The sequence below is a fragment of the Cohnella lubricantis genome (assembly GCF_014212015.1).
Classification (GTDB): Bacteria; Bacillota; Bacilli; order Paenibacillales; family Paenibacillaceae; genus Cohnella; species Cohnella lubricantis.
The window spans coordinates 17,537-42,528 of sequence record NZ_JACJVN010000008.1; the positions used below are offsets into that span (position 1 = coordinate 17,537).

General features: G+C 58.0%; 24 protein-coding genes. 7 read left to right on the forward strand and 17 right to left on the reverse strand.

The features are described from left to right. Position 1: 1 nt before the first annotated feature. Both H4Q31_RS01580 and H4Q31_RS01585 read right to left on the reverse strand, forming a co-directional pair. Positions 2–964 (reverse strand): sugar phosphate isomerase/epimerase family protein, encoded by a 963-nt coding sequence (locus H4Q31_RS01580; RefSeq protein WP_185177342.1) that lies wholly within the window; start codon positions 962–964, stop codon positions 2–4. A gap of 89 nt (positions 965–1,053) precedes the next feature. Then, positions 1,054–2,133: a Gfo/Idh/MocA family protein gene (locus H4Q31_RS01585; protein WP_185177320.1), complete on the reverse strand. Its 1,080-nt coding sequence runs from the start codon at positions 2,131–2,133 to the stop codon at positions 1,054–1,056. Positions 2,134–2,253: 120 nt separating this feature from the next. Between H4Q31_RS01585 and H4Q31_RS01590 the strand changes: the two genes are divergently transcribed. The 3 genes from H4Q31_RS01590 to H4Q31_RS01600 all read left to right on the forward strand — a co-directional run bounded on the left by H4Q31_RS01590 (position 2,254) and on the right by H4Q31_RS01600 (position 5,476). After that, the gene (locus H4Q31_RS01590) at positions 2,254–3,123 is read left to right on the forward strand and encodes a helix-turn-helix domain-containing protein (RefSeq protein ID WP_185177321.1); all 870 of its coding nucleotides are present in this window, start codon (positions 2,254–2,256) and stop codon (positions 3,121–3,123) included. Positions 3,124–3,300: 177 nt separating this feature from the next. Continuing rightward, positions 3,301–4,761 carry an ABC transporter substrate-binding protein/permease gene (locus H4Q31_RS01595; protein WP_185177322.1) on the forward strand — a complete coding sequence of 487 codons (1,461 nt, stop codon included), beginning with the start codon at positions 3,301–3,303 and terminating at the stop codon, positions 4,759–4,761. Next, positions 4,754–5,476: an amino acid ABC transporter ATP-binding protein gene (locus H4Q31_RS01600; protein ID WP_185177323.1), complete on the forward strand. Its 723-nt coding sequence runs from the start codon at positions 4,754–4,756 to the stop codon at positions 5,474–5,476. The genes H4Q31_RS01595 and H4Q31_RS01600 overlap by 8 nt, the downstream gene beginning before the upstream one ends. 428 nt (positions 5,477–5,904) lie before the next feature. Here the strand turns inward: H4Q31_RS01600 and H4Q31_RS01605 are convergent, their stop codons facing one another. The 3 genes from H4Q31_RS01605 to H4Q31_RS01615 all read right to left on the reverse strand — a co-directional run bounded on the left by H4Q31_RS01605 (position 5,905) and on the right by H4Q31_RS01615 (position 10,116). Further along, on the reverse strand, positions 5,905–6,636 hold the full coding sequence (locus tag H4Q31_RS01605; protein ID WP_185177324.1) for a response regulator transcription factor: 732 nt from the start codon (positions 6,634–6,636) through the stop codon (positions 5,905–5,907). 120 nt (positions 6,637–6,756) lie between these two features. Beyond that, positions 6,757–8,553 carry a two-component system histidine kinase PnpS gene (gene pnpS / locus H4Q31_RS01610; RefSeq protein WP_185177325.1) on the reverse strand — a complete coding sequence of 599 codons (1,797 nt, stop codon included), beginning with the start codon at positions 8,551–8,553 and terminating at the stop codon, positions 6,757–6,759. A 21-nt stretch (positions 8,554–8,574) separates the two neighbouring features. Next, the gene (locus H4Q31_RS01615) at positions 8,575–10,116 is read right to left on the reverse strand and encodes a fumarate hydratase (protein ID WP_185177326.1); all 1,542 of its coding nucleotides are present in this window, start codon (positions 10,114–10,116) and stop codon (positions 8,575–8,577) included. Between the two features lie 86 nt (positions 10,117–10,202). On the opposite strand from H4Q31_RS01615, the gene yfbR reads away from it, so the two are divergent. After that, positions 10,203–10,802, forward strand: coding sequence for a 5'-deoxynucleotidase (gene yfbR / locus H4Q31_RS01620; RefSeq protein ID WP_185177327.1), 600 nt, complete (start codon positions 10,203–10,205; stop codon positions 10,800–10,802). A gap of 133 nt (positions 10,803–10,935) precedes the next feature. Then, positions 10,936–11,022, forward strand: coding sequence for a putative holin-like toxin (locus H4Q31_RS21855; protein WP_221626696.1), 87 nt, complete (start codon positions 10,936–10,938; stop codon positions 11,020–11,022). Between the two features lie 191 nt (positions 11,023–11,213). On the opposite strand, the gene H4Q31_RS01625 is transcribed toward H4Q31_RS21855, so the two are convergent. The 4 genes from H4Q31_RS01625 to citZ form a co-directional block, all read right to left on the reverse strand. Then, positions 11,214–11,639, reverse strand: a complete 426-nt coding sequence (locus H4Q31_RS01625; RefSeq protein ID WP_185177328.1) for a hypothetical protein — start codon at positions 11,637–11,639, stop codon at positions 11,214–11,216. A gap of 102 nt (positions 11,640–11,741) precedes the next feature. Next, a complete protein-coding gene (gene mdh / locus H4Q31_RS01630; RefSeq protein ID WP_185177329.1) occupies positions 11,742–12,686 on the reverse strand; it encodes a malate dehydrogenase in 945 nt (314 codons plus the stop codon). A gap of 368 nt (positions 12,687–13,054) precedes the next feature. Beyond that, positions 13,055–14,350 carry an NADP-dependent isocitrate dehydrogenase gene (icd, locus tag H4Q31_RS01635; RefSeq protein ID WP_185177330.1) on the reverse strand — a complete coding sequence of 432 codons (1,296 nt, stop codon included), beginning with the start codon at positions 14,348–14,350 and terminating at the stop codon, positions 13,055–13,057. 112 nt (positions 14,351–14,462) lie between these two features. Beyond that, positions 14,463–15,578 (reverse strand): citrate synthase, encoded by a 1,116-nt coding sequence (gene citZ / locus H4Q31_RS01640; protein ID WP_185177331.1) that lies wholly within the window; start codon positions 15,576–15,578, stop codon positions 14,463–14,465. Between the two features lie 302 nt (positions 15,579–15,880). Between citZ and H4Q31_RS01645 the strand changes: the two genes are divergently transcribed. Next, positions 15,881–17,443: a Ppx/GppA phosphatase family protein gene (locus H4Q31_RS01645; RefSeq protein ID WP_185177332.1), complete on the forward strand. Its 1,563-nt coding sequence runs from the start codon at positions 15,881–15,883 to the stop codon at positions 17,441–17,443. Positions 17,444–17,506: 63 nt separating this feature from the next. Here the strand turns inward: H4Q31_RS01645 and H4Q31_RS01650 are convergent, their stop codons facing one another. Next, positions 17,507–17,668: a mechanosensitive ion channel protein MscL gene (locus H4Q31_RS01650; RefSeq protein ID WP_185177333.1), complete on the reverse strand. Its 162-nt coding sequence runs from the start codon at positions 17,666–17,668 to the stop codon at positions 17,507–17,509. A 348-nt stretch (positions 17,669–18,016) separates the two neighbouring features. On the opposite strand from H4Q31_RS01650, the gene ytvI reads away from it, so the two are divergent. After that, positions 18,017–19,141 carry a sporulation integral membrane protein YtvI gene (gene ytvI / locus H4Q31_RS01655; RefSeq protein WP_185177334.1) on the forward strand — a complete coding sequence of 375 codons (1,125 nt, stop codon included), beginning with the start codon at positions 18,017–18,019 and terminating at the stop codon, positions 19,139–19,141. Between the two features lie 67 nt (positions 19,142–19,208). On the opposite strand, the gene H4Q31_RS01660 is transcribed toward ytvI, so the two are convergent. The 7 genes from H4Q31_RS01660 to H4Q31_RS21310 all read right to left on the reverse strand — a co-directional run. Continuing rightward, the gene (locus tag H4Q31_RS01660; protein ID WP_245347268.1) at positions 19,209–19,613 is read right to left on the reverse strand and encodes an FxsA family protein; all 405 of its coding nucleotides are present in this window, start codon (positions 19,611–19,613) and stop codon (positions 19,209–19,211) included. A 38-nt stretch (positions 19,614–19,651) separates the two neighbouring features. Beyond that, on the reverse strand, positions 19,652–20,125 hold the full coding sequence (locus H4Q31_RS01665) for an acyl-CoA thioesterase (RefSeq protein ID WP_185177335.1): 474 nt from the start codon (positions 20,123–20,125) through the stop codon (positions 19,652–19,654). Positions 20,126–20,248: 123 nt separating this feature from the next. Continuing rightward, positions 20,249–22,003 (reverse strand): pyruvate kinase, encoded by a 1,755-nt coding sequence (pyk, locus tag H4Q31_RS01670; protein WP_185177336.1) that lies wholly within the window; start codon positions 22,001–22,003, stop codon positions 20,249–20,251. Between the two features lie 106 nt (positions 22,004–22,109). Continuing rightward, positions 22,110–23,111: an acetyl-CoA carboxylase carboxyltransferase subunit alpha gene (locus H4Q31_RS01675; protein ID WP_185177337.1), complete on the reverse strand. Its 1,002-nt coding sequence runs from the start codon at positions 23,109–23,111 to the stop codon at positions 22,110–22,112. Then, the gene (gene accD, locus H4Q31_RS01680; RefSeq protein ID WP_185177338.1) at positions 23,101–23,997 is read right to left on the reverse strand and encodes an acetyl-CoA carboxylase, carboxyltransferase subunit beta; all 897 of its coding nucleotides are present in this window, start codon (positions 23,995–23,997) and stop codon (positions 23,101–23,103) included. Before accD ends, H4Q31_RS01675 begins: the two co-directional genes overlap by 11 nt. Before the next feature lie 129 nt (positions 23,998–24,126). Continuing rightward, positions 24,127–24,315, reverse strand: coding sequence for a glutamate decarboxylase (locus H4Q31_RS01685; protein ID WP_185177339.1), 189 nt, complete (start codon positions 24,313–24,315; stop codon positions 24,127–24,129). Between the two features lie 344 nt (positions 24,316–24,659). Continuing rightward, the coding region (locus H4Q31_RS21310; RefSeq protein WP_221626691.1) for a hypothetical protein at positions 24,660–24,992 on the reverse strand (333 nt) is incomplete at its 5' end.

Consider the following 24,992-nt stretch of genomic DNA (forward strand, 5'->3'; position numbering starts at 1 on the left):
TTTACGCCCACCACATCTCACCCGCACTTTCTTTGAGAATGAGCCCGTTCAGGAAGCCTGCCGCTTTGGTGAAGCCTTCGTTCACGCTCATGAGGCCGTCCTCGTGCTCGATGCTGATGACGCCGTCGTATCCGATCGTACGGAGCACGCTGACGAAGTCCTTCCAGAACTCGTCGTCATGACCGTATCCGACGGTGCGGAACACGAAGGAGCGGTTCAGAATATCGCCGTAATGCTTCGTGTCGAGCACGCCGTTCAGCGCCGTGTTGCGGGCGTCGATCTTCGTGTCCTTCGCGTGCACATGATAGATCGAATCGCCGAGCGCCTTCACGCACTCAATCGGGTCCATGCCCTGCCAGAACAGGTGGGATGGGTCGAAGTTCACGCCGATATTGTCGCCTGCTTCGCGGCGCAGCCGAAGCGCTGTCTCCGTGTTGTATACGAGGAAGCCCGGATGCGATTCGATGGCGACCTTCACGCCATGCTGGCGGCAGAAGGCGGACTGCTCCTTCCAGTAAGGAATGGCTACTTCATTCCATTGCCATTCAAGCACCGTCAGGAAATCCGGCGGCCAAGGGCAAGTGACCCAGGATGGGTACTTCGAATTCGGCGATTCGCCCGGACAGCCGGAGAACGTGATGACCGTGTCTACGCCGAGCTTCTCCGCGAGCAGAACGGTGGCGACGAAGTCTTCGTGATCCTTCTTGGCAGCGCTCTTGTCGGGATGCAGCGGATTGCCGTGGCAGCTGAGCGCGCTGATCGTTAGTCCGCGGGATTCCACCGCCGACCGAATTCGGTTAATCGCCGCCTCATCGTTAACGATGGCGGCCGCATTCACATGCGCGGTGCCGGGATAACCGCCTGTCCCAAGCTCCACCGCCTGAACGCCCGCCGCCTTCGCCGTGTCCAGCGCCTGCTCCAGCGACTGCTGGCCGAATAATACAAGGAAAACGCCAAGTTTCACAGCCTTCACCTAACCTTTCCGAGTTCAATTGACAAGCTTTGTTTAAGCAACAAACATAGTTTACTAGAAAAATAAAGCGCTGTCATCCATCAGACGAACGATACGGCCTGTCCTTGCGCAGCGGATTCGTAGATAGCTTCCAGAATTTGCTGCACGACCAGCCCTTGCTTCGCCGTCACGACAGGCGCATGATCATTCAGGATGGCATCGATCCAAGCCTGCGCTTCGCGCTCCGCCGAATCGTTCGGCGCTTCCGCGCTCCATTGGTTGCCGAGCACGATCTCCTTCGTATACAGGTGGCCGTGTTCTTCGCCGTTGACGCGCAGGCCGCCCTTCATGTCGGCTCCCGCCTTGGTGCCGCACAGCGTTACCTTCGCTTCATCTACGTCGAGCGTGTTAAGCGCCCAGCTTGATTCCAGCCAGATCGAGGCGCCGTTCTTCATCGTGATCATGGCGAACGCAGAATCTTCCACCGTGAACTTGGACGGATCCCAATTGCCCCATGCATTCGCCGGGCTGCCTTGCTCGGCCAGCTTGCGGTACGTCGTTCCCAGCACCGTGCGAGGTTCATAGTTATCCATCATCCAGAGGGCAAGATCAAGCGCATGGGTGCCGATATCGATGAGCGGACCGCCGCCTTGCTTCTCCTGGTCCAGGAACACGCCCCAAGTCGGAACGGCGCGGCGGCGAACCGCATGAGCCTTCGCCATGTAGATCTCGCCAAGCTCTCCATTCGCGCAAGCGGACTTCAGCCATCGGCTGTCCGCGCGGAAGCGGTTCTGGTAAGCGATGCTCAGCTTGCGCCCCGTCCGCTCGGATACTTCGAGCATCCGCTGCGCATCCGCAGACGTCTTCGCCATCGGCTTCTCGCACAGCACATGCTTGCCGGCTTCCATCGCCGCGATGGAGATCTCCGCATGCGTATCGTTCGGCGTGCACACGTGTACGACTTGCACGTCCGGGTCGTTCAGCAGCTCCTGAATCGTACCGTACACCTTCGCATCCGGTGTACCGAATTTGGCTTTCGCTTCTTGGGCGCGTTCCTCCGATACGTCGAAGAACGCCGTCAAGCGCGCCTCTTGTACTTTGGCCAGCGACGGAAGGTGCTTGCCGAACGCAATGCCGCCGCAGCCGATCATACCAATATTAACTTGACTCAACAGATCCATCCTCCTTGCAGAGTTTAGGTTTTCCTTCTACAATTCAAGTATAGCATTAGTTTGCCTGATTCCCATCTCCGATCATGAGTGGTCATTATGCTATTTTGCTGTCTGGGAGGCTTGCTCATTATGCATATTTTTAAAGAGAAGATAGAATACGAGAACCCTCTGCTCTCCATCAAAGTATGGCTGGCAGAGCGCAATAGCAGCTTCCCCATCAACTGGCACCATCATCCGGAATGCGAGCTGATGCTGATCCAGCAAGGCAAATTGGAAGTCGAAGTGGGCAGCGAGCTCTATACGCTGCAGGCAGGGGACGTCATTGTTCTGGGAAGCTCGCAGCTTCACCGCGACCGCAGCTTCGGGGAGAGACTCGAATATATCGTCTTGCAATTCGATCTCCAGACCTTTTTCGACCAGAGCACGATTCCTTATCTGCAATACTTCAACGAGACCAAAGTGCCGCTTAGCGCTATGAATTATATATTCCGGGACAACGAGAAGGCTAGGCGCGGCGTGGCGGACTGCATCCGCGAGATCTACGAAGAGTCGCTCCGCAAAGCAAGCGGTTACGAGCTCGCGGTCAACCTGCTCATCAAGCGCATCCTGCTCATTCTCATCCGCAGCGATACGCTCGGCTTGCTGGCGGATCAGGACCGCGTCGAGCGGATCCGGCTCAAGCCGGTGCTCGACTATGTGGAAGACAACATCAGCGAGCGCATTACGGTCGAAGAGGCTTGCCGGCTCATTAACATGAGCTATTACTACTTCGTGAAATTCTTCAAGAAGACGATGGGCTTAAGCTTCACCGAATACGTCAACTTCCGCAAGATCAAACGCGCGGAGCAGCTGCTGCTTACCCGCGACCTCAGCATCAGCGAAGTCGGCGATCAGACCGGGATGCCGAACATGGCCCACTTTTACAAAATGTTCAAACGTTTCAACCATTGTTCCCCTAAGGAATTCCAGCGTAAGATGCTCGGCTGGAACCGGAGATAAGCCCGAAATAATCCGCCCACACGGGCGCTTTTCTTTTTTGAACCGGCTGTGACGTCTGCGTTCGGGCTGGATATTTAGGTAAATTTTCGGCATTGAGGGAGGGTTTGCTTTTGGGTATAGTAACATAGGCGCTTTCTAAAGTGCCGCCCAAAATATCACATCGCTGGAAGTGACTTCATGAAGAAAGGTTTAACAGGGCGGATCGTAACCGCGCTCGCTTGCCTGATCATCCTGGCAGGCTATTTGTTCGTTCCATCTGCGGATCGACGCGCAGATGCGGAGACCCGAACCATTACGATGGGCACATCGCCCGATTACCCTCCCTACGAGAGCGTAGATGCCGTCGGCAGCGGCGAGATCGTCGGACTCGACATCGATATCGCCAAGTATATCTCAGACAAGCTCGGCTACAAGCTGGAGATCTCTCCATCCGACTTTGACGGCTTGATCGCCGCATTGCAGACAAGACGCGTCGACTTCGTTATGTCCGGCATGTCGGTGACGGAGGAACGCAAGCAAAGCGTCGACTTCTCCGACAGCTATTATCTAGCGCGGAATACCATCGTGTCCTTATCCGGGCATGAATACAAGTCGCTGGACGAGCTCAAGGGCAAGAAGCTCGGCGTCCAGCTCGGTTCCACGCAGGAGACGGCAGCCAAGGAATTGGAAGGCGTCACCCTTCTGTCGCTGAACAAGATTCCGGACTTGATCCAAGCGCTGCAGGCAGGGCGCGTCGATGCGCTTATCGTTGAGGATGCCGTTGCAGCTGGATATGCGAATGCCAATGAGAATTTGAAGTTCACCATGGTGCCGGCCGCCGGCGGCGATGAAGGGTATGCGATCGCCTTCCCGAAAGGCTCGCCGCTGCGTGAGGAGTTTAATTCCGTCCTCTCACAGATGAAGTCGGATGGAACGCTCCAGCAGATGATCGATGCAAGCTTCGGCACGGAGACAGCGGCTCCGAGCGACTCTGGCGGCGGAACGATCGACTTCGGCGTCCTGAAGCCGTATATGAGTTTCCTGCTCAAAGGCATCTACGTGACGCTCCTGTTCACCATCGTCTCGGCAGCGTTCGGCTTCATCTGGGGAGCCGTTCTATCGTTGTTCAAGCTATCGAACATCCCGCCATTAAGATGGTTCTCGACGGTCTACACGTCCATCTTCCGCGGAACGCCGTTGCTGCTTCAACTGCTGTTGCTCTTCTACGCCATTCCGCAGTTGTTCCATTACAACATCCCTCCGCTCCTTGCGGCTGGACTGGCGTTCGGCCTCAACTCGGCCGCTTACCTGTCGGAGACGATCCGCGGCGGCATTCTGGCCGTAGACAAAGGCCAGCGCGAAGCATCGCTTGCGCTCGGCATCCCTTATCGCACGATGATGATCAGCATCATCATGCCGCAAGCGATCAAGAACATTCTGCCTGCACTCGTCAACGAATGCGTTGCGCTGGTTAAGGAATCTTCGCTCGTGTCGGTCATCGGCGTAGCCGATCTGCTTCGCCGCTCTAACATCGTGCAAGCTGACACGTATCGGGCACTTGAGCCGTTGTTATTCATCGGCGCGATCTACTATGTACTCGTACTGGTGCTGACTTCGCTTGCCCGACTGCTTGAAAGGAGGATGCGCCGAAGTGATTAACGTTGAACATTTGACCAAGAGCTACGGCAAACATGAGGTTCTAAAGGACATCTCGACTACGGTCGCCAAAGGAGAAGTCGTTGCCGTCATCGGGCCTTCCGGCTCCGGCAAATCGACTTTCCTGCGGTGCCTCAACTTGCTCGAGACGCCAACCTCCGGCCGAATTACGATAGACGGCGTCGACCTGACGGACCGCAAGACCGATATTACCCGCGTACGCCAGCATATCGGCATGGTATTCCAGCATTTCCACCTGTTCCCGCATATGACCGTCATGGACAATCTCATCTTCGCGCCGACCCGCGTCAAAGGGGTGTCTCGCGAGGAGGCGGTCGCCAAAGGCATGGAGCTGCTGGATCGCGTCGGGTTGAAGGACAAAGCGGACTTCTACCCTTCCCGGCTGTCCGGAGGCCAGAAGCAGCGCGTGGCCATCGCGCGCAGCCTCGCCATGGACCCCGACATCATGCTCTTCGACGAGCCGACGTCCGCGCTCGATCCGGAGATGGTCAAGGAAGTGCTCGCGGTTATCCGCGATCTGGCCTCCTCGGGCATGACGATGCTGATCGTGACGCACGAGATGAACTTCGCCCGCGAAGCCGCCAACACGATCTACTTCATCGACGGCGGCCAGCTGCTCGAGCGTTCCACGCCGGACAGCTTCTTCGCCAAGCCGAAGACCGAACGCGCCGCCCGCTTCCTGGAGCAGGTACTGTAGCACCGCACCCCATCGTGTCGAACCGTGCCGCCTCGCGGGTACACTTTCGCGATCGACAGCAAACCGGAGACCTCTGTCTCCGGTTTTTTCATGCGTATATGCGTTTTTCCCTCGGTTGTGCCACTATCCCTTTCGCTCAGGGCGACTACGCTTTGGCCACGAAGTATACCATCATCCCATTCACTCAGAATAACGTCATGGCACATCCACACTATCCCACTCGCTCAGGATCGCTATACAATATCCAGGATCGTCTGAACCAAGGGGATAATGGCACCGAACCCCGATTGGCCTCATAATAGTCTGAGTCGAAGGGATAGTGGCACAGTTGTTGCAAAAGGGGGATATCGCTCCGGAATGCCGTTCGATCTCATCAAAAAAGAGCAGCTCCATAGAGCCGCTCTAGCGCCTATTGCCTATTATCTCGTCTACTTCGCCGAAGAAGTCCCGCCTCTGCGGTTCACCATCAGCTTGTACCCGACGCCGCGGATCGATTCGATCTGCACCGTCTGCTGGTTCAGCTCCAGCTTCTTGCGAAGCGAGCTGACGTGCACGTCGACCGTTCGCTGGCCGCCGATATAATCGAAGCCCCACACGACGTTCATCAGGTCATCCCGTGTAATGACGATTCCCGGGCGCTCCGCCAAGTACAGCAGCACTTCGAATTCCTTCGGCCGCAGCGTAATCCACTGCCCGTTCAAGTACACTTCGTATTTATCGGGGAAAATCTGCAGATCGCCGAGCGCAATAACCTTCTCGTCGGTCGGCGCGCCAGTCTCCTTGGACTCCTCGTTGCGGGAGCGCCGCAGCACAGCGGACGTTCTCGCCAGCAGCTCCGCCACGCCGAATGGCTTCGTGATGTAGTCGTCCGCACCGAGCTTCAGCCCCTGCACGACCTCTTCCTCCGCATTGCGCGCCGTCAGAATAATGACCGGTGTCTTGACTCCGTTCTGCCGAAGCTTCTGCAGCACCTCGAAGCCGTTCATGCCCGGAAGCATCAGATCGAGGAAAATAATGGCATATTCTCCGTGCAAGGCGGTGTGCAGGCCTTCCGCTCCGTTGCCAACCACTTCCGTCTCGTAGCCTTCCTGCGACAGGTTGTACGTGACAAGCCGTGCAATGGTCGGCTCGTCCTCGATGATCAGCACCTTGTCCGACATTTCACCCTCCGGTCCGGCACGAGATCTGCCGTTTGCACCTTTTTATGCTCATATTATCATGGCAATGTAAAATTCACATTATCGAATTGTAAAACATGCGTTAAATAAAAGCTGCCCTTCTTATGGCTGAATTAACGGCAGTTCCAATACAAAGTGCGAGCCTACCCCGACGGTGCTCTCCACGCGAATGGAGCCGTGATGAAGCTCGGCGAGATGCTTGACGATCGACAAGCCCAATCCGGTTCCCCCGGAGCTGCGGGAACGCGCTTTGTCTACCCGGTAGAAGCGCTCGAAGATCCGGGGCAGATCCTTCTTCGGAATGCCGATGCCCGTATCGGACACCGTGATTCGAACGCGATCCTCTTCCGAGCCGTCTCCGTCCAGCAATTCGGCCTTCACCCGCACACTGCCGCCATCCGGCGTATAGTTGATGCCGTTCTGAAGCAGATTCAGCAGAATTTGGCCAAGCCTGTCTTCGTCAGCCTCGACGAACAGTCCCTCTTCGGCTTGCCATTCGAGCTGTATATTCTTCTTCGCGGCTTCGGTGGACATGAATTCAACGAGCCTCTCCACGAAGGCATGCAGATCAATCGGCGAGAATTGAAGCGGAGATCTTCGGGATTCAATCTTGGACAGCTCCAGAATGTCGCCGATCAGCCGGTTCAACCGCTCGCTCTCGTCGTGAATGATCGTGAGGAACGAATGAGCCGTCTCCGGATCGTTCACCGCCCCGGCGAGCAGCGTCTCCGCGAAGCCTTTGACCGCCGCGACCGGCGTCTTCAGCTCGTGCGAGACGTTCGCGACGAACTCGCTGCGCATGCGCTCCAGCCTCCGGATGGCCGTGACGTCCTGAAGGACGAGCAGCAGCCCTGGCTCCTGGCCTTCATTCATGCGCATCGGCACGAAGATAAGCTCGAGCAGCCGCTCCTCCGGATAGTAGACCGTCAGCTCTTCGTGAAGCGGCTCATGGCTCTGCAGCGCTTCTCGAATGAGCTGCACAAGCTCGTACTGCTGCTTGGCTTCGCTGAAGCCCCGCCCGACCCTCTCCTGAGCGGTGCTGCCCAGCAGCTGTTCCGCGCTCCGGTTGTACAGCTTGATTCGGCCGTTCGGATCGATCATGACCACGCCGCTGGTCATGTTATCGAGCACCGACTGGAGCCGAACCTCGTTCTGCCGGATCTCATCCAGCTGCCCTTGCAGGCTGGACGCCATGGCGTTGAGCGCGCGCGCCAGCTCGCTAGCCTCGTCCTTCTTGCCCCCGACAGGGATGCGAATCTCGTAATCCATATTCGCCATCCGCTTCGCGGCCGATGTCATCCGCTCCAGCGGCCGCGTGACGCTGCGCGCGATCCGATAGCTGATGAACGCGGCGATCATGAACAGGATTAAGAGACCGAACACGAGCGCCAGCCACATGTTGCCCAAGCTGCGCTCCACGTCTCTCAGGCTGACTGCGAGGCGCACAACTCCCTCGATCTTGCCGTCCTGTTGGACGGGCATCGCCACATAGAGCATGCTCTCGCCAAGCGTCGTGCTGCGTCGAATGCTGCTCCCGACGCCGGAAGCCATCGCCTCCTTCACTTCCTTGCGGTTCGCATGATTCTCCATCGTCGCCGGATCATGATCGGAATCGCCGAGCACGACGCCGTCCGGGCGAATATAGGTTATCCGCATATCCGCCAGTTCCTTGAACCGCAGCGCTTGACTCTCCAGATATGCCGTCTGTTCTGCTGCCGTCTGGCCTGAAGGCCAAGGCGCCGCGGCAATCAGCACTCGAATCTCGGACATCATATGGGACTTCAGCGTGTTCTGATGATTCACCTGATAGGACCGTCCCATCAGAATGCCCGCCGCGATCACCGTCAGACCGATTACCAGCATGAACAACGCCGTCAGCTTAACGCGAAATTTGTGCATGAGCACTCTCCTGAGTTAATCTTAGGCGAATACGGGATCCTTGAACTGCGCCAGCTTCTCCTTGGAATCAAGATCGACTTCAGCATGAAGGCTATTGCCGTGCGAATCCATCGTGACGATCGCCGCGAAGCCTTCGACCTGCAGGTGCCACATCGCTTCCGGAATGCCGAACTCCATGAAGTCGACGCCATTCACTCGCTTAATACATTCCGCATAATATTGCGCCGCACCGCCGACCGCGTTCAAGTATACGCCGCCATGCTCCTTGAGCGCAGCGAGCGTCTTCGGTCCCATGCCGCCCTTCCCGATAACGGCGCGAATGCCGAACTTCTTCATAATATCGCCTTGATACGGCTCCTCGCGAATGCTTGTCGTCGGCCCCGCGGCCTTGACGTGCCAGCCGGCTTCGTCCTTCAGCATAACCGGACCGCAATGGTAGATGACGCCTCCGTTCAAGTCGATTGGAGCGTCGTGATCCATCAAGTGCTTGTGCAGCGCATCACGGCCGGTATGCATCTCGCCGTTCAGAATGACGACGTCGCCGACCCGAAGCGACCGTACTTGCTCTTCCGTCAACGGAGCGGTCAGCACCACTTCGCGGCGCTCCGCCGCAGGAGCCGCAGCTGCTGCAGCGGCTTCGTTCTCTTCTATCATTCTCACATTTGAACCAGTCTCATAGATCCATTCCTTGATCTCATGCGTGCTGCCGTCGAGCAGAACGCCTTGGCGGCGGTAAGCCCAGCAGTTATAAGCGACAGAGACGAAGAAGCTGGCCGGCAGCCGGTTCATGACGCCGATCTTGCAGCCGAGCAGCGTCACGTTGCCGCCGAAGCCCATCGTGCCGATGCCGAGCTGATTCGCCTTGTCGAGGATGTAATCCTCCAGCTTCGCGAGATCGGGAATCGGGTTGACGTCCTCGATATGGCGGAACAGCTGCTGCTTGGCGAGCTCATAGCCGGTCGTCCGGTCGCCGCCGATGCCGACGCCGATGAAGCCTGCGCTGCAGCCTTGGCCTTGCGCCTGGTAGACCGCGTGCAGAATGCACTTGCGGATGCCGTCGAGGTCGCGGCCGGCCTTGCCCAGCCCTTCCAGCTCGCAAGGAAGGCTGTACTGAATGTTCTTGTTCTCGCAGCCGCCGCCCTTCAGAATGAGGCGAACGTCTACTTCATCCTTCTCCCATTGCTCGAAGTGGATGACCGGCGTACCCGGACCCAGATTATCCCCCGTATTGGCTCCCGTCAGCGAATCGACCGAATTCGTCCGCAGCTTGCCATCCTTCGTGGCGCGAGCAATCGCCTGCTGAATCTCTCGCTTCATGACGATCTGGTTGGCGCCGACCGGCGTATGGACGATAAACGTAGGCATGCCGGTGTCCTGACAGATCGGCGATACGTTGCATTCAGCCATCTCTATATTCTGGGCGATCGTCGACAGCGACAAGCCGGCGCGGGTGGCGCGATCCTCGGCTTCACGCGCTCTGGCGATCGTCCTCCTGACGTCGGCGGGCAAGTTCGTTGACGTCTCGACAATAAGTTCATAGACGCTTTGTTCGAAGGCAGACACAATCAAACAGCTCCTCTCTGTTCGCAATGCTTCAATAATTATATAATAGCACACAGACACCTGTTGAGAGAGAAGGAGAAACCATCATGTCCCATCATTTTGTTGCTTACCTCTATCGCTTGCAATATATCGAACGGTGGAGCCTGATGCGCAAGACGACGTCCGAGAATGTCGCCGAACACTCGTACCATACGGCGCTGCTTGCCCATCTGCTCGGCAATATTGCCAAGCACGTATTTGGACGCGACATCGATCCGGACAAAGCCGCTTCTTATGCGCTGTTCCACGATGCGACGGAAGTGATCACCGGGGATATCCCGACGCCCGTCAAGCACCACAACCCCGAGCTGCTCGGCAACTTCCGCCGCATCGAACAGCTGGCAGCGGATCGGCTGCTGGGAACGGTACCCGTCGAGCTGCGGGACGTCTATCGGTCGATGCTGTCGCGCGAAGCGGAGTCCCCCGAGCTGGCCAAGCTCGTCAAGGCCGCGGACGTATTGGACGCTTACTTGAAGTGCGTGAAGGAGATGTCCGCCGGCAACCGGGAATTCGCGACGGCGCGGCGCCAGATGGAAGAGCGGCTGCAGTCGCTGAACATGCCTGAGGTCGACTGGTTCTTGAACAAGCTCGCTCCCAGCTTCGAGAAGACGATCGACGAGCTGTCGGAGGAAGTCGAAGATATTTAACAGGACGGCAAGACTAGCGGATCGTGTAGAAAAAATAGTTCTTTTATGGTCTTCCATTATTACCCATAGATTGCTATTTTAAATGTACAACTTGTAGGAGGGTGGGCAGCTTTCGGAAGGGAGGAGGCTGTTCATGGATCTCTTTCAGTCGTTATCCGTTCTCTTCGCATTCGGTGTATTCCTGATCTCACTGCTCTCGTATATAGAGAAGAAAAAGTAGGCCGGTCGGTTGGTACCTGTTAGGCAAGAAGCCATACTGGGCAACAACCACCCCTATGAGTTGTTGAGCCGGGTCGGTCCTTGACCCGGCTTATTCTCTTTTTTCGGGAGAGGGATCAAGATTCGTCCGGTGCAAAAAAAGCTCCTCGCCTTCCCGTAGGAAGAGGAGGAGCTGTCTTGTCGCTTGATGGCTCAGGCATACCAAGGATCTTGCATCAGCCAGATAATGACGAGGAATACGACCAGCGTGACGATGCTCAGCGTCTGGACGCGGGACACGTCGCTGGAAGCGTCCGTGCTGCCTGCCGCCGCGGCTTTGATTCGTTTGAGCGGACCTTGCATAATGCCGCCAAGCGCGCCCATCGCGATGAATAAGACGATGACGACAATCATCCAGGAAACTTCATAGTCGCTCTGCGAGATCAGATAACCGCCTGTCAGCAATTGCAGCACAAGCGCGAACTGGCCGATGCGGCCGGCAGTCAGCAGACCGCTCGCCAGCCCTTCCTGAGCAGGATTGGACAGCTGCTTAAAGCGTCCCGCAAGGAATGGAAGAATCGCATAGATCCCCATCCCGACTGCGCCCACTATGTGCAGGAACAACATGATCATGTTCATGTAAGATGAATCCTCCTTAACTCTATGTAGAGCCTATCAAACCCAGTATACATGATATCGGACGGCAAACAAAATCGCATTTTGCCGCACGGCATTGTTCAATCAGGCGTTCTCGACGACTTGAATGACGCTGCGAACGGAGTCTGCGGATTTGTCCAATGCAGCTTTCTCTTCCGCTGTCAGTTCAATCTCGAGGATCTTCTCGATACCGTCGCCGCCCAGTACGGCCAAGACTCCCATGAAGAGATCGTTGTAGCCGTATTCCCCTTGAAGCAAGGCGATGACCGGCAAGATTCGTCTCTTGTCCTTCAGGATCGCTTCCGTCATCTGGACGAGCGATGCCGCCGGCGCATAGTACGCGCTGCCGTTGCCGAGCAGATTGACGATCTCGCCGCCCCCAACGCGGGTACGGGCGACAATGGCCTCGATCTGCTCCTTCGGCAGCAGCTTGTCGACCGGGATGCCGCCGATTGTCGTATAGCGGACGAGCGGCACCATATCGTCGCCATGGCCGCCAAGCACAACGCCGCGCACATCCTCTACAGATACGTGAAGAGCTTCCGCTAGGAACGTATTGTAACGGGCCGTGTCGAGGACGCCGGACTGGCCGATGACGCGGTTCTTCGGGAAGCCGAGCGTCTTGTTGGCGACATAGGTCATCGCGTCAACCGGATTGGACAGGATGATAACGTAGGCATTCGGGCTCGTTGCCTTCACGTTCTCGCACACGGACCTCACGATGCCGGCGTTCGTGTTCACGAGATCGTCGCGGCTCATCCCTGGCTTGCGGGCGACGCCGGCTGTGATGATGACGACATCGGAGTTAGCCGAGTCCGCATAGTCGGAGGTGCCGGTAATGCGGGCGTCGACGCCTTGGACCGGAGTGGATTCCAGCATGTCGAGCGCTTTGCCCTTGGTCGGGTTCTCCAATGGGGGAATATCGAGCAGAACGACATCCCCGAGCTCTTTCTGCGCCAGCATCAAGGCAGTGGTCGCGCCGGTGAATCCGGCTCCGACAACCGTTATTTTCGCGCGCTTAATTGCCATATGGATTGCCTCCTATTCATCGTATCCTTATGAGTATCTGCATTTTTCCGATCTATACCATTATCCCCTCGATTCAGACAGGAGATAACAACAGATATGCTTCATGTATTAATCACCGAATAGGCTAGAGAATAGCAGCTTGCACGATTCGCCGCTGGACGCTGACGTTCTAACAGAACCTGATTCCGTGACAGCACGGACTCGCATATCAAAATGCGATATAAGGGAGATGGCTTCCGCTACAAAATCAGGCATTCGGAAATTCTCCGAATGCCTGATCTTACATCGCACCCCGCACGTTCCGCATCCGAAAATCCGTATGCATGAACGGCAGCCCCTTTCCCCAGCCTCTATCAAGGTGCTTAATGTTACATATTCTTGATAATCTCGTCCGCGAACTCCGAGCACTTCACTTCGGTCGCGCCTTCCATCAGGCGGGCGAAGTCATAAGTAACGACCTTGTTGTTGATCGACTTCTCCAGGCCCTTGTAGATCAGATCAGCCGCTTCCAGCCAGCCCAGATGCTCGAACAGCATAACGCCGGACAGGATAACCGAGCCCGGGTTAACGACGTCCTTGTCGGCATACTTCGGCGCAGTGCCGTGCGTAGCTTCGAAGATAGCATGTCCGGTCACATAGTTGATGTTGGCTCCCGGCGCGATACCGATGCCGCCTACTTGCGCTGCCAGCGCGTCGGACAGGTAGTCGCCGTTCAGGTTCAGCGTCGCGATGACGTCGAAGTCGGTCGGGCGCGTCAGCACCTGCTGCAGCGCGATGTCTGCGATGGCGTCCTTGATCAGGACCTTGCCTTCCGCCAGTGCAGCCTTCTGAGCCGCGTTCGCCGCTTCTTCGCCTTGCTCGGCTTTGATCTTGTCGTATTGGCCCCACGTGAAGGTCTTGTCCGCGAACTCGGTCTCGGCTACTTCATAGCCCCAGTTCTTGAACGCGCCTTCCGTGAACTTCATGATGTTGCCCTTGTGTACGAGGGTAACGGATTTGCGGTTGTGCTTGATCGCGTATTCAATCGCGGCGCGCACGAGACGCTTCGATCCTTCGGACGATACCGGCTTGATGCCGATGCCGGACGTCTCAGGGAAGCGGATCTTCTTGACGCCCATCTCCTTCTGCAGGAAGTCGATCACTTTCTTCACATCGGCCGTCTCGGCTTGATACTCGATGCCCGCATAGATATCTTCCGTGTTCTCGCGGAAAATAACCATGTCGACGAGCTCCGGACGCTTGACCGGCGAAGGAACGCCGTTGAAGTAGCGAACCGGACGCAAGCAGACGTACAGGTCGAGCTCTTGGCGCAGCGCGACGTTCAGGGAGCGGATGCCGCCGCCGATCGGCGTGGTCAGCGGACCCTTAATGGCGATGATGTATTCGCGGATCGCGGTCAGCGTGTCGTTCGGCAGCCACTCGCCGTAAGTGTTGAACGCCTTCTCGCCGGCGAACACTTCGTACCAAGCGATTTGCTTCTCGCCCTTGTATGCTTTCTCAACGGCTGCGTCCAGCACGCGCTTAGAAGCGCGCCAGATGTCGCGGCCTGTGCCGTCGCCTTCGATGAACGGGATGATCGGGTTGTTCGGAACGTTCAGGACGCCGTTCTGAACGGTAATCGGTTGACCGGAAGCCGGCGGAGCGAATTTCTCGAGTTGTGCCATAGTTAACATATCCTCCTAGGTATCGTATGGTTTGATTATCGCAACAAACCGGCGTTCCGTCCAAGTCCCCATTACGGAGACCCGGGCGGTCCGCCGGTGAATTCGTGCCGGTTCAGCCGCGCTCGGCGATCGGAACGTAGCGTTGGTTCACCGGACCCACATATTCGGCGCGCGGGCGAATCAAGCGATTGTCGGCCAGCTGCTCCAGAATGTGAGCTGTCCAGCCGGATACACGGCTCATCGCGAAGATCGGGGTGAACAGGTCGCGCGGGATGCCCAGCATCGTATAGCATGAAGCCGAATAGAAATCTACGTTCGGCTTGAGGCCTTTCTGACCCGTCACCATCTCTTCGATCTTCACGGACATCTCATAGAGCGACATATCCTTGTTCAGCTCGCCGAGCTGGCGGGACATCCGCTGCAGGTGCTTGGCGCGCGGATCGCCGTTCTTGTAGACGCGATGACCGAAGCCCATCACTTTATCCTTCTTGTCCAGCTTGGCTTGAATATAGGACTCGACGTCTGCGAGCGATCCGATCTCATCCAGCATGACCATGACCGCTTCGTTGGCGCCGCCGTGCAGCGGACCCTTCAAGGCGCCGATCGCGGAGGTGACGCCGGAATAAATATCCGACAGCGTCGCGACGGTGACGCGGGCCGCGAACGTCGAAGCGTTCAGTTCATGATCGGCATGCAGTACAAGAGCCTTGTCCAATGCTTCGACCGCCACAGCCGCCGGCTCTTCACCCGTCAGCATGTAGAGGAAGTTGTGCGCCACGGAGACGCCCTTCTTCGGCGCGATCGGCTCCTGGCCTTGGCGAATGCGCGCGAATGCCGCAACGATCGTCGGCAGCTGCGCCTGCAGCTTGATCGCCTTGCGAACGTTCGCTTCCCGGCTCATATCCTGCGCTTCTTCATCATACAGCGCCAAGCTGGAGGCGGCTGTGCGCAGCGCGGCCATCGGATGGGTTCCGCTCGGATACAGCTTTAGGCCGGCGATCACCGGCTCCGGCAGTACCGCATATTGATCCAGTTGCTCTTGAAGCCCTTTCAATTCCAGCCGTGTAGGAAGCTTGCCATGCCACAGCAAGTAAGCGACTTCTTCAAAGGACGCCTTCTCCGCCAGCTCGTCGATGTCGATGCCGCGATACGTAAGTACCCCATCGATAATAGAGCTAATCGAAGAAGAAGCGGCGACAATGCCTTCAAGACCTTTCGTTGCCGTCATTGAATTCTCTCCTTCTCTAACAAAATATAGAGATTATCTCATCTCGCAAAGCGATTCCCGCTGCGCAAACCAAAGATGCGGCATGCTCCGCCAGCGCAAAGCGGATATTCGGCGCGATTCCTCAAGGAAAACCGGATATGGAAACGCAATTTCAGTCATTTCTAATGATAATCGATATGAACAGCGATTGGAACCAAACCAGGGATAAAATTGCTTTATCGCTGCCATAAAGGTTCTTTTGCCACAGCCCTCCGGGTGATAAAATAGGTTCTATACCATAAGGGCCAGGAGGCGCACCCTACTTGAAGCAATTCACCCAAGTCACCGGCATGATCGACATCGGTTCCAACACTGTACGCCTCGCTGTATATCAAGTTCTGGGCAAGGGCGCTTACCGCGTCGTCGACCAAGCCAGATGGCCCGCTCGGCTTAGCGAGAAGCTGACCAGCGAGGGACTGCTTCCTCTTGAGGCGATAGACGAATTGGCGGAGGTGCTTCGGCATTTCCGCCGCATCTGCAAGATGAACGGGGCTTCGCGGACTCGCGCCGTGGCGACAGCCGCTATCCGGCAAGCGGTGAACGGCCGCCAAGTGCTCGATAGGCTGCGCAAGCTGACCGGACTGGAGATTGAGCTGCTCTCCGGCGACGAAGAGGCCCGATTCGGCAGCGTTGCTGTGCTCCGCACCATGGGTATCTCTGACGCGCTGCTCGTCGACATCGGCGGCGGCAGCACCGAGATCAGCCTGGTTCGGGGACGCCGGCTCGTACACGGCATCTCTATTCCGTTCGGCTGCGTGAATACGGCATCGCGCCATTCGCTGAACAGCGGCCCTGTTACCGATCATCAAATGGAACGGATGCAAGAGGAGATGATCGGCGTCATGCGTTCCTACCCCTGGATTGCGGAGAACGCGCACTTGCCGCTGATCGGGCTTGGCGGTACGACTCGCGCGCTCGCCAAGCTGTGCCAGCGCGCGCAGGATTATCCCTATGCCAACCTGCATGGCTTCGAGCTGTCGGAGACGACGCTCCAGGAGACGATCGCGAGGCTTGCTTCGTTAAACCTGGACAAGCGGCGCAAAGTGCCCGGCTTGTCCAAAGACCGCGCCGACATCATCGTCCCTGGTCTCGCCATTCTTCGCGCCATCGTGGGGCATAGCTCGTCCTCGAAGATCGTCGTCTGCGGCGCCGGGCTGCGGGACGGCCTGTTCTACGAGACATGCATGCCGGAAGAAGAGCCGTTACCCGAAGACCAAGTTCTGGAAGAAAGCATTCGCAATTTGACGGCATTATATCCTACCGTCCCGGAAGAACATCTCGCCCAAGTCAACCGGCTGGCGCTGAAGCTGTTCGAACGCCTTGCCCCGACCGCCGGGCTTCCGGCCGATTCCCGGAGGCTGTTGAGCACCGCTTCGCGGCTGTTCAAGATCGGCGCGGTCATCGATGCCGGAGACTTCTCCGACCATACGTTCTATATCCTGATGCACGCCCATTGGAACGGATTGTCCCACCGTGAGATCGTGCTTGCCGCCGGCATCGCTTCGTACCGCGGCGCGAATCCGCTTCGCCGGAAGCTATCGCCTTACCGGCGTATTCTGAGAGATGGGGATTTCACCCTAGCGATGAAGCTGGGCTCTCTGCTTCAATTGGCGGCAGCCCTCGACCGCAGCGAATCGCAGGCGATCTCCTCGCTGGAGGTATCGGTCCGGGGCCACAACAAGCTGCGGCTGTCGGCGACCGCCAGCCACACGATGCCGATCGAGCGAATGGAAGTCGACTCCATCGCGAAGGAGTTCAAGAAGAATTGGGGGTTCGCGCCCAAGCTGTCCGTGACGGCGACGAAGGAGCCCATCCCCCAAAAGTGACGCGTTCCTTCGAGGATAATCCCTAAGTCATAAAAAAATAAGGCGCCTGAGCCACCTTATTCTTCAATAAACCATTCTTCTTTTGACATGCACTTCATAACCATATTTGCGGCCCATCAGCTTCAATTGATCGTTCATGTACCGGCTGATGTCTCTGAGCTTCCGCGTATCCGGGCGAATCGTCTCTCTGACGACGCCGTCGACAATGACGTCGAATACGATCATAGACGTCCTCCTCTCTGAGGTTCGATTAAATTCATTCTATTCGCCCATTGTTAAGATTAGATTAGCGGCGGCCCTCGAAGTTTGTAAAAAAAAAAGATCCCGTCTCAATCTGAGGCGGGATCTGCCGTTTGGAGCGAAGCGCTGTGGCCTTACGTCTCGATGGCCTGACCCTGCTCCCGGCGTACGGCCAGCATGATCTTGGCATGAGTTGTTAGCCTGCGGTAGAAAGGAGCTGTCTGCTTGCCCCAAGTCGAAAAAACTCGGGCAAAGAGGCGGGAAGCCTTGTACTAATTCGGACGGGCCGCTTCTACAATATAGTAGATGCAGACGGAAGGAGGCGTCCGAAGCATGGATCGGCAAACAAGCGGCCAATGGCTGCGGCTTGCGGCGACCGTCGCCGCCTCGATTGGTCTGCTCATCGCGATCGGTTGGGCTCTTCCGCTTGTATATCCCTTCGTGCTGGGCTGGCTGCTCGCTTACGCTTTGAATCCGCTCGTGAACTTCCTCCATCAGAGCGCCCGGCTCCCGCGCTGGCTCGCGGTTACGCTGACACTGATGCTGTTCACCTTGTCAATGCTCACGGTTGTCTCCGCCTTCGTCATGCGGCTCGTGAACGAGATCATGAACTTGTCCGGCTCGCTGCAGCGGATCATAGGCGGCGTGGAACGGACGATCAACGGCTTCATCGCCCGTCCTGATATCCAAAGCCTCATCGAGCGACTTAACGCCTTCTACCGTGACAATCCGAATTACCAGGAGACGATTAACGGACGGATCGCCGATACGACCCGGGCGATCGCGGCGGCCGGATCGAACTTGATCGCCGCGGTGCTCAACGGCATCGTCACCGTGCTCACTTCGCTTCCGCAAGTCGCCACGATTACAGTGGTCGCGCTGCTCGCTTCTTTTTTTATCAGCAAGGATTGGAACCGGTATTTGAACTGGGCGGTCAGCTGGTGCCCGAAGCCGCTGCGCCAGCGGGTCGGTGCCGTCTCGCGCGATCTGAGGCATGCGCTCATGGGCTACATCCGCGCGCAGTTGATCATGATCTCGATCACCGCGATCGTCGTCGTCATCGGACTCTGGATTATCGGCATTCCTGATGCGGTGTCTATCGGGCTGCTCATCGGCTTCATCGATCTGCTGCCCTATCTGGGCGTCGGCGCCGTGATGGTTCCTTGGATCGCTTATCAATACATCGTCGGGGATTGGCGGCTGGGCACCGCTCTCTCCATTCTGTACGGCATCGTGCTCATCGCCAGGCAGATTATCGAGCCGAAGGTGCTCGCTACCAGCGTCGGGCTCGACCCGCTGCCAACGCTGATCGCCATGTTCGTGGGGCTGAAGCTGTTCGGGTTCCTCGGGCTGATCATCGGCCCCGTTGCGATCGTCGTGATGACGGCTTGTTATCGGGCGAACGTGTTCCGGGACATCGGGCGGTTCATCCTTCATGGGGGAAGATTGACCAAATGACAGCAAGAAAGCGAGCGCCGAGAGTGGCGCCCGCTCCATCATTTTTTTGACCTGAACAGTCGCTCTATCAACGTCCCGGCCATCGGAAGATAGGGAAGGAGCCGGAGCGGAACTTCTTCTCCAGCCAGACGTACAAGCCCGCGCGATAGAGCGGCCGGATGAACGGCAGCAGCAGCGTCAGGCCGGCGATGTCGGAGAGGAAGCCCGGGATCGCGAGCAGCAAGCAGCCCGCCAGGATGCACACTCCGTCAAGCACTGCCCGACCCGGAGGCTGGCCTTCGCGGAGCTGGCTCTTCGCCCTCTCCCAATGCCTGCGCCCAAGCGTCATGCCGAGATAAACGCCAAGCACGGCGCCGAGCAGCAGCAGCCCGAACGTCGCCCAACCGCCGATCCAATAGCTCATCGCGATAATGCCAGCCAGCTCCGCGGCGATGGCAACGAGCACGATAAGACCCGCTTTGCGCTGCAGCATAGCTTCCCCTCCATTCCGCCAATTAATTGGCCCCTGCGCTACTTCGCTTCGCCGCCGATGGTTCGCTTGATCAGTTCATATATCTCCGGCGCGGTCCGGTCGAGCGCGACCACCTTCCAGTTGTTGTTGATCCAGCCATGCAGCGAAGCGCCTCTGGCCAGAACCTTCCCTTCGGGAACCTCCGCACACTCGGCTTCCGCGCCGCCGTCCGTATAGTCGCCGAGCAATACTTGATATTCGAAGCGGATGCGGACTTTGGTAAACTCCGTGACGCGGGTGAAGACGGTGACGACATCGTCATACCTCGCCGGTTGAATATAGGAGCATTCGAGATTGACCACCGGCAGGAGCAGGCCCCTCTCTTCAATGGCTCTATACGCCAAGCCCGTATGCCGAATCCATTCGGTGCGACCGATCTCAAACCAATTGATATAGTTCGTATGATAAACGACGGCCATCCGGTCCGTCTCTCCGTATCTGACTCTCAAGGAATGCTTAAACCATGCGCTCATAGCGGCAACCTCCTCTTGCTCGGATGAAGCGGTCTAATGATCGTTATACCTTTGGAAAATGAAGCAAGAATAGCGGCTTGTGCGGCCGCTATTCCTTCAGGTCAACAGATATCCGATTCGGTCTTACAACACTTTCGCCTGTCCGGAGTAGATGACGCCCTTCTCCGCATACAAGGTTACTTCCATGCCATCCTCCAGCTTGTCCATCGCACCGGCGACGCCTACGACAACCGGAATGCCCAGGTTCAGGCCGACGACTGCCGCGTGGCAAGTGATGCCGCCGCTCTCCGTAATGACTGCCGCCGCTTGCTGGAATGCAGGCATATAATCTTTGTCGGTCGACGGAGCGACCAGAACGGCGCCCCTGGTCATCTTGCGGACGGCTTCCTCCGGCGTGCGCGCCGTGACGACTTTGCCCGTCGCGCTCTGCGAGCCGATGCCTTGTCCTTGCGCGATCAGATCGCCGATATGGTGAATCTTGATCAGGTTCGTCGTGCCCGAACGTCCGACCGGAACGCCGGCCGTGATGATGACCGTATCGCCGAGACGAACGAGTCCGGTGCTAAGCGCGCCCTCAACCGCAACGTTAAACATCTCATCGGTCGAGCCCGCAAGCGTGCCCTCAACCGGCGTAACGCCCCAGACCAGCTGCAGCTGACGCAGCACGTGGTTCGTCGGGGTAACGGCGATAATCGGGGATTTCGGGCGGTATTTGGATACCATACGCGCCGTATAGCCGCTCTCCGTCGACGTGACGATCGCGTTCGCGTCGAGATCAAGCGCGGAGATGGCGACCGACTGGCTGATCGCTTCCGTGACGGACGTCTGCTGGGCTTGCGCTTGCTTCTGGAAAATCTCGCGGTAATGCAAAGCCGATTCCGCGCGTACGGCGATGGCGGCCATCGTCTGCACCGACTCCATCGGGTACTTGCCTGCGGCGGTCTCGCCGGACAGCATGATCGCGTCGGTGCCGTCGAAGATCGCGTTCGCGACGTCCGAAGCTTCCGCGCGCGTCGGGCGCGGGTTGCGCTGCATCGAATCGAGCATCTGCGTCGCCGTGATAACCGGCTTGCCGACACGGTTGCACTTCTCGATCATGCGCTTCTGAACGAGCGGCACTTCCTCCGCCGGAATCTCGACGCCGAGGTCGCCGCGCGCGACCATCAGGCCGTCGGATACTTCGAGAATCTCATCCAGGTTGTCAACGCCTTGCTGGTTCTCGATCTTGGAGATGATCTGAATATGGCTGCCGCCGTGGCGCTCCAGCAGCTCGCGGATCTCCAGCACGTCGCTGGCGCGGCGCACGAACGAAGCGGCGATGAAGTCGACGTTCTGTTCGATGCCGAAGCGGATGTCGCTGGCGTCCTTCTCGGTAATGCCCGGCATAGAGATGGCGACGCCCGGCACGTTAACGCCCTTCTTGCTCTTGATCTGGCCGCTGTTCACGATGCGGCACTTGATCTCCGTGCCCGCGATCTCGAGAACGGTCAGGCCGATCAGTCCGTCGTCGATCAGAATCGTGGAGCCGACTTCGACGTCCTTCGGAAGTTCCTTATATGTAACCGGGATGCGGTTAAGGTCGCCGAGAATCTCTTCCGTCGTCAGCGTGATCGTCTCGCCTTGAACGAGCTCGATCGGCTCTTCCTTCAGCTTGCCGAGACGGATCTCCGGACCTTTGGTGTCGAGCAGAATCGCGACGGTCTTGCCGAGCTCCTTGCTCGCTTGGCGAATGTTCTTGATCCGGTTGCCGTGCTCTTCGAAGTCGCCGTGGGAGAAATTCAGGCGGGCGACGTTCATGCCTGCTTCAATCAGCTTCTTCGTGTTCTCGAGCGATTCGCTGGCAGGGCCAATGGTGCAAACAATCTTGGTTTTGCGCATAGGGTTATCGTTCCTCCGTTTGTTCAAATCAAGACATGACTGAAACCCGATCCTCCCCGCCGGAAGGCGTGAAGGAATCGGGAAAATCAACGGCAGTATGCAGGTGTTACTCGGAGCTAGCCGCGCCCGCTACGGCCTGGATATCGGCATCGTTCAATTCATCGAACTCGCCGATCGTCCGGAACTTGCGGTAGCGGTCTTCAACGAGCTGCTCCGGCGTCATCTTGGACAGCTCCTCCAAGTGGCGCCACAGCGCATCCTTGACCGCTTCAGCAGAAGCGGCCGGATCGCGGTGCGCGCCGCCCTTCGGCTCGGGGATGATCTCTTCAATGATGCCGAATGCCTTCAGGTCGCGCGCGGTAATCTTCATCGCTTCCGCAGCTTCATCCGCCTTGGACGCGTCCTTCCACAGAATCGACGCGGCGCCGTTCGGCGAGATAACGGAGTAGATCGCGTTCTCCAGCATCAGCACGCGGTTGCCGACGCCAAGCGCCAGCGCGCCGCCGCTTCCGCCTTCGCCGATGACGACGCAGATGACAGGTACGCCGAACGTCGCCATCTCGCGCAGATTGCGGGCGATCGCCTCCGATTGGTTCCGCGCTTCGGCTGAATCGCCCGGATACGCGCCCTTCGTGTCGATGAGCGTCACGATCGGGCGGCCGAACTTGTTCGCCTGCTGCATGAGGCGAAGCGCCTTGCGGAAGCCTTCGGGGTGAGGGCTGCCGAAGAACCGCTGAATGTTGTCCTTCGTATCCTTGCCCCGCTGATGGCCAATGACGGTCACCGGCACGCCGTTCAGCTTCGCCAATCCTCCGACGATCGCCATATCGTCCGCGAACGTGCGGTCGCCATGAAGCTCAATGAAATCGGTAAAAATCAAGTGGATATAATCAAGCGAAGTCGGGCGCTGGTGAAGACGCGCCAGATGCATAATCTGGGCAGCGCTCAAGCGGCTGTAGATCTCTTCCTCCAACTGCTTGTACTTCTCTTCCAGCTTCGTCAGCTCTTCGGAGAAGTCAATTTGCTGGTCGATGCCGACTTGACGCAAGTGGTCGATCTTCTTGCGAAGCTCGTCTAAAGGCTTCTCAAAGGGCAGTTCAGCGGACATCCGCTCGCTCTCCTTTCACGGCGTGCATGTCGAGCAGCTTCGTCAAGAACGCCTTCAAGTCTTTGCGATGGACGACTTGATCCAGCTGGCCGTGCTGCATATTGAACTCGGCCGTCTGGAAGTTATCCGGCAGCTTCTGGCGAATCGTCTGTTCGATGACGATCCGTCCCGCGAAGCCGATAAGCGCGCCAGGCTCGGCCAAATTGTAATCGCCGAGACTTGCGAAGCTCGCGGAGACACCGCCCATCGTCGGGTCGGTCATGACCGAGATGAACAGCCCGCCGTCCCCCTGGAACTTGGCGAGAGCGGCGCTAGTCTTCGCCATCTGCATGAGGCTCAGGATGCTCTCCTGCATACGCGCCCCTCCGGACGTCGAGAACAGGAGCAACGGCAGCTTCTTCTCCATCGCAAGCTCGATCGCGCGGGTAATCTTCTCGCCGACGACAGATCCCATGCTCCCGGCGAAGAAGTCGAAGCTCATGACGCCGATGACGACCGGGAACTCTCCGATCAGCCCTTCCCCCGTCACAATCGCTTCGCGAAGACCCGACTTCGCTGCATGCTGCCCCAGCCTCTTCTTGTAGTCAGGGAAGTTCAGCGGGTCCTTCGAGACTAGATTCGCATCGATCTCCGCGAAGGTTCCTTCGTCGACGATCATCGCGATCCGCTCCAAGGCGGTTAGTCGAAAATGATGTCCGCAGGTGGAGCAGACCTTCATGTTCTTCTCCAGCTCTTTGGTAAACTGAATATTGCCGCACTTCGGGCAACGATTCATGAGCCCTTCCGGAATCTCCCGCTTGGGCCGATCGTCAGCCGCCTGGGCGTTCGAATTCGACTGGGCCGGAACGACAGCGTATTTCTTCTTCTGGAAAAAATCTTTAAACACAGCGACACCTCACAAGGCGCAAAAATGGCGGTCCGCCCGTAGGTCGGGAACGGTCCGCTTCGTTCAGGCGTGACGTGCGCGGGGCAATCCGCCGGGCAAGCCAAACGCAAGCCGGCGGAATCCGGAAAATTATAAATGCAGAATGCTGCCGAGCACTTCCTGCACTTCCTGTACTTCTCCGGACGGCACCAATATCTCGTACTGAGGCTTAGTCAAATTAATGGGGCGAACCCGAACGAGGAACCCTTCCTCGGTCAAGCGCGTCTGAATCCGTTCCGCAATCTTCGCGGTCGGCGCAATGTAAATGACCGTCCACATGAAGCGGTACCCCCAATGGATGGCAAAAATCTGTTAGTAGAGGAGCCAAGCATAATGGATCAAAGCCGCTCTTCATGGACTTCCACTGCCTCCGGCATGAGCCCGAATGCAGGCCGTACGGACCTGCTGCGCCGAAATACCATGGGAGCTTCAGAGTTACTCCACAATACAGAAATGATAGCACAGATGCTGTAAGACTAGCAACCGAGCGTCGGCGAGGCGGGGGTTGGGCGGCGCGGGCGAGCGCTGGCCCCTATTAGAGCCGCCGGGCGGAACCAAAGCACTTATGCGCAGCAGGCGGTCTCTCTAACCCGATTATTTCGGGTTGGGGAGCCGGCTTCGCTTCACTTCACGCGGATGCTGCCCTCGCCGAGAAGCCGCTCGACGCTGCCGGTCAGCTCCGGCGAGGGCTTCACGCGCAGCTCGTCCGAGAGCGCGACGGTGCGCCGCTCGCGCTCGTAGAAGAGCAGCGTCGGGAGCGGCCCCGGATGCGTCGCGAGCAGCCGCTTGAGGCTAGTCAGCACGGCAGGCTGCTCGCGCTCCGTGCCGATGCGGATGTACACGCGCTGCTGCGCCGCGCTTGCGCCGCTGGTGCCGACGGCCGCCCGCTGCGGCGAGCCGGCGCCCGTGCCTGCGGCAGGCTTCGCCGCAGGCACGCGCCGCTGCTGCGCACCAGT

Excerpts from the sequence above, each read along its gene's own strand:
- H4Q31_RS01585 (WP_185177320.1), bottom strand. The coding sequence starts at position 2,133 with ATGGATCTGTTGAGTCAAGTTAATATTGGTATGATCGGCTGCGGCGGC.
- H4Q31_RS01590 (WP_185177321.1), top strand. The coding sequence starts at position 2,254 with ATGCATATTTTTAAAGAGAAGATAGAATACGAGAACCCTCTGCTCTCC.
- H4Q31_RS01595 (WP_185177322.1), top strand. The coding sequence starts at position 3,301 with ATGAAGAAAGGTTTAACAGGGCGGATCGTAACCGCGCTCGCTTGCCTG.
- H4Q31_RS01605 (WP_185177324.1), bottom strand. The coding sequence starts at position 6,636 with ATGTCGGACAAGGTGCTGATCATCGAGGACGAGCCGACCATTGCACGG.
- pnpS (WP_185177325.1), bottom strand. The coding sequence starts at position 8,553 with ATGCACAAATTTCGCGTTAAGCTGACGGCGTTGTTCATGCTGGTAATC.
- yfbR (WP_185177327.1), top strand. The coding sequence starts at position 10,203 with ATGTCCCATCATTTTGTTGCTTACCTCTATCGCTTGCAATATATCGAA.
- H4Q31_RS21855 (WP_221626696.1), top strand. The coding sequence starts at position 10,936 with ATGGATCTCTTTCAGTCGTTATCCGTTCTCTTCGCATTCGGTGTATTC.
- H4Q31_RS01625 (WP_185177328.1), bottom strand. The coding sequence starts at position 11,639 with ATGAACATGATCATGTTGTTCCTGCACATAGTGGGCGCAGTCGGGATG.
- mdh (WP_185177329.1), bottom strand. The coding sequence starts at position 12,686 with ATGGCAATTAAGCGCGCGAAAATAACGGTTGTCGGAGCCGGATTCACC.
- icd (WP_185177330.1), bottom strand. The coding sequence starts at position 14,350 with ATGGCACAACTCGAGAAATTCGCTCCGCCGGCTTCCGGTCAACCGATT.
- citZ (WP_185177331.1), bottom strand. The coding sequence starts at position 15,578 with ATGACGGCAACGAAAGGTCTTGAAGGCATTGTCGCCGCTTCTTCTTCG.
- H4Q31_RS01650 (WP_185177333.1), bottom strand. The coding sequence starts at position 17,668 with ATGATCGTATTCGACGTCATTGTCGACGGCGTCGTCAGAGAGACGATT.
- ytvI (WP_185177334.1), top strand. The coding sequence starts at position 18,017 with ATGGATCGGCAAACAAGCGGCCAATGGCTGCGGCTTGCGGCGACCGTC.
- H4Q31_RS01660 (WP_245347268.1), bottom strand. The coding sequence starts at position 19,613 with ATGCTGCAGCGCAAAGCGGGTCTTATCGTGCTCGTTGCCATCGCCGCG.
- H4Q31_RS01665 (WP_185177335.1), bottom strand. The coding sequence starts at position 20,125 with ATGAGCGCATGGTTTAAGCATTCCTTGAGAGTCAGATACGGAGAGACG.
- pyk (WP_185177336.1), bottom strand. The coding sequence starts at position 22,003 with ATGCGCAAAACCAAGATTGTTTGCACCATTGGCCCTGCCAGCGAATCG.
- H4Q31_RS01675 (WP_185177337.1), bottom strand. The coding sequence starts at position 23,111 with ATGTCCGCTGAACTGCCCTTTGAGAAGCCTTTAGACGAGCTTCGCAAG.
- H4Q31_RS01685 (WP_185177339.1), bottom strand. The coding sequence starts at position 24,315 with ATGTGGACGGTCATTTACATTGCGCCGACCGCGAAGATTGCGGAACGG.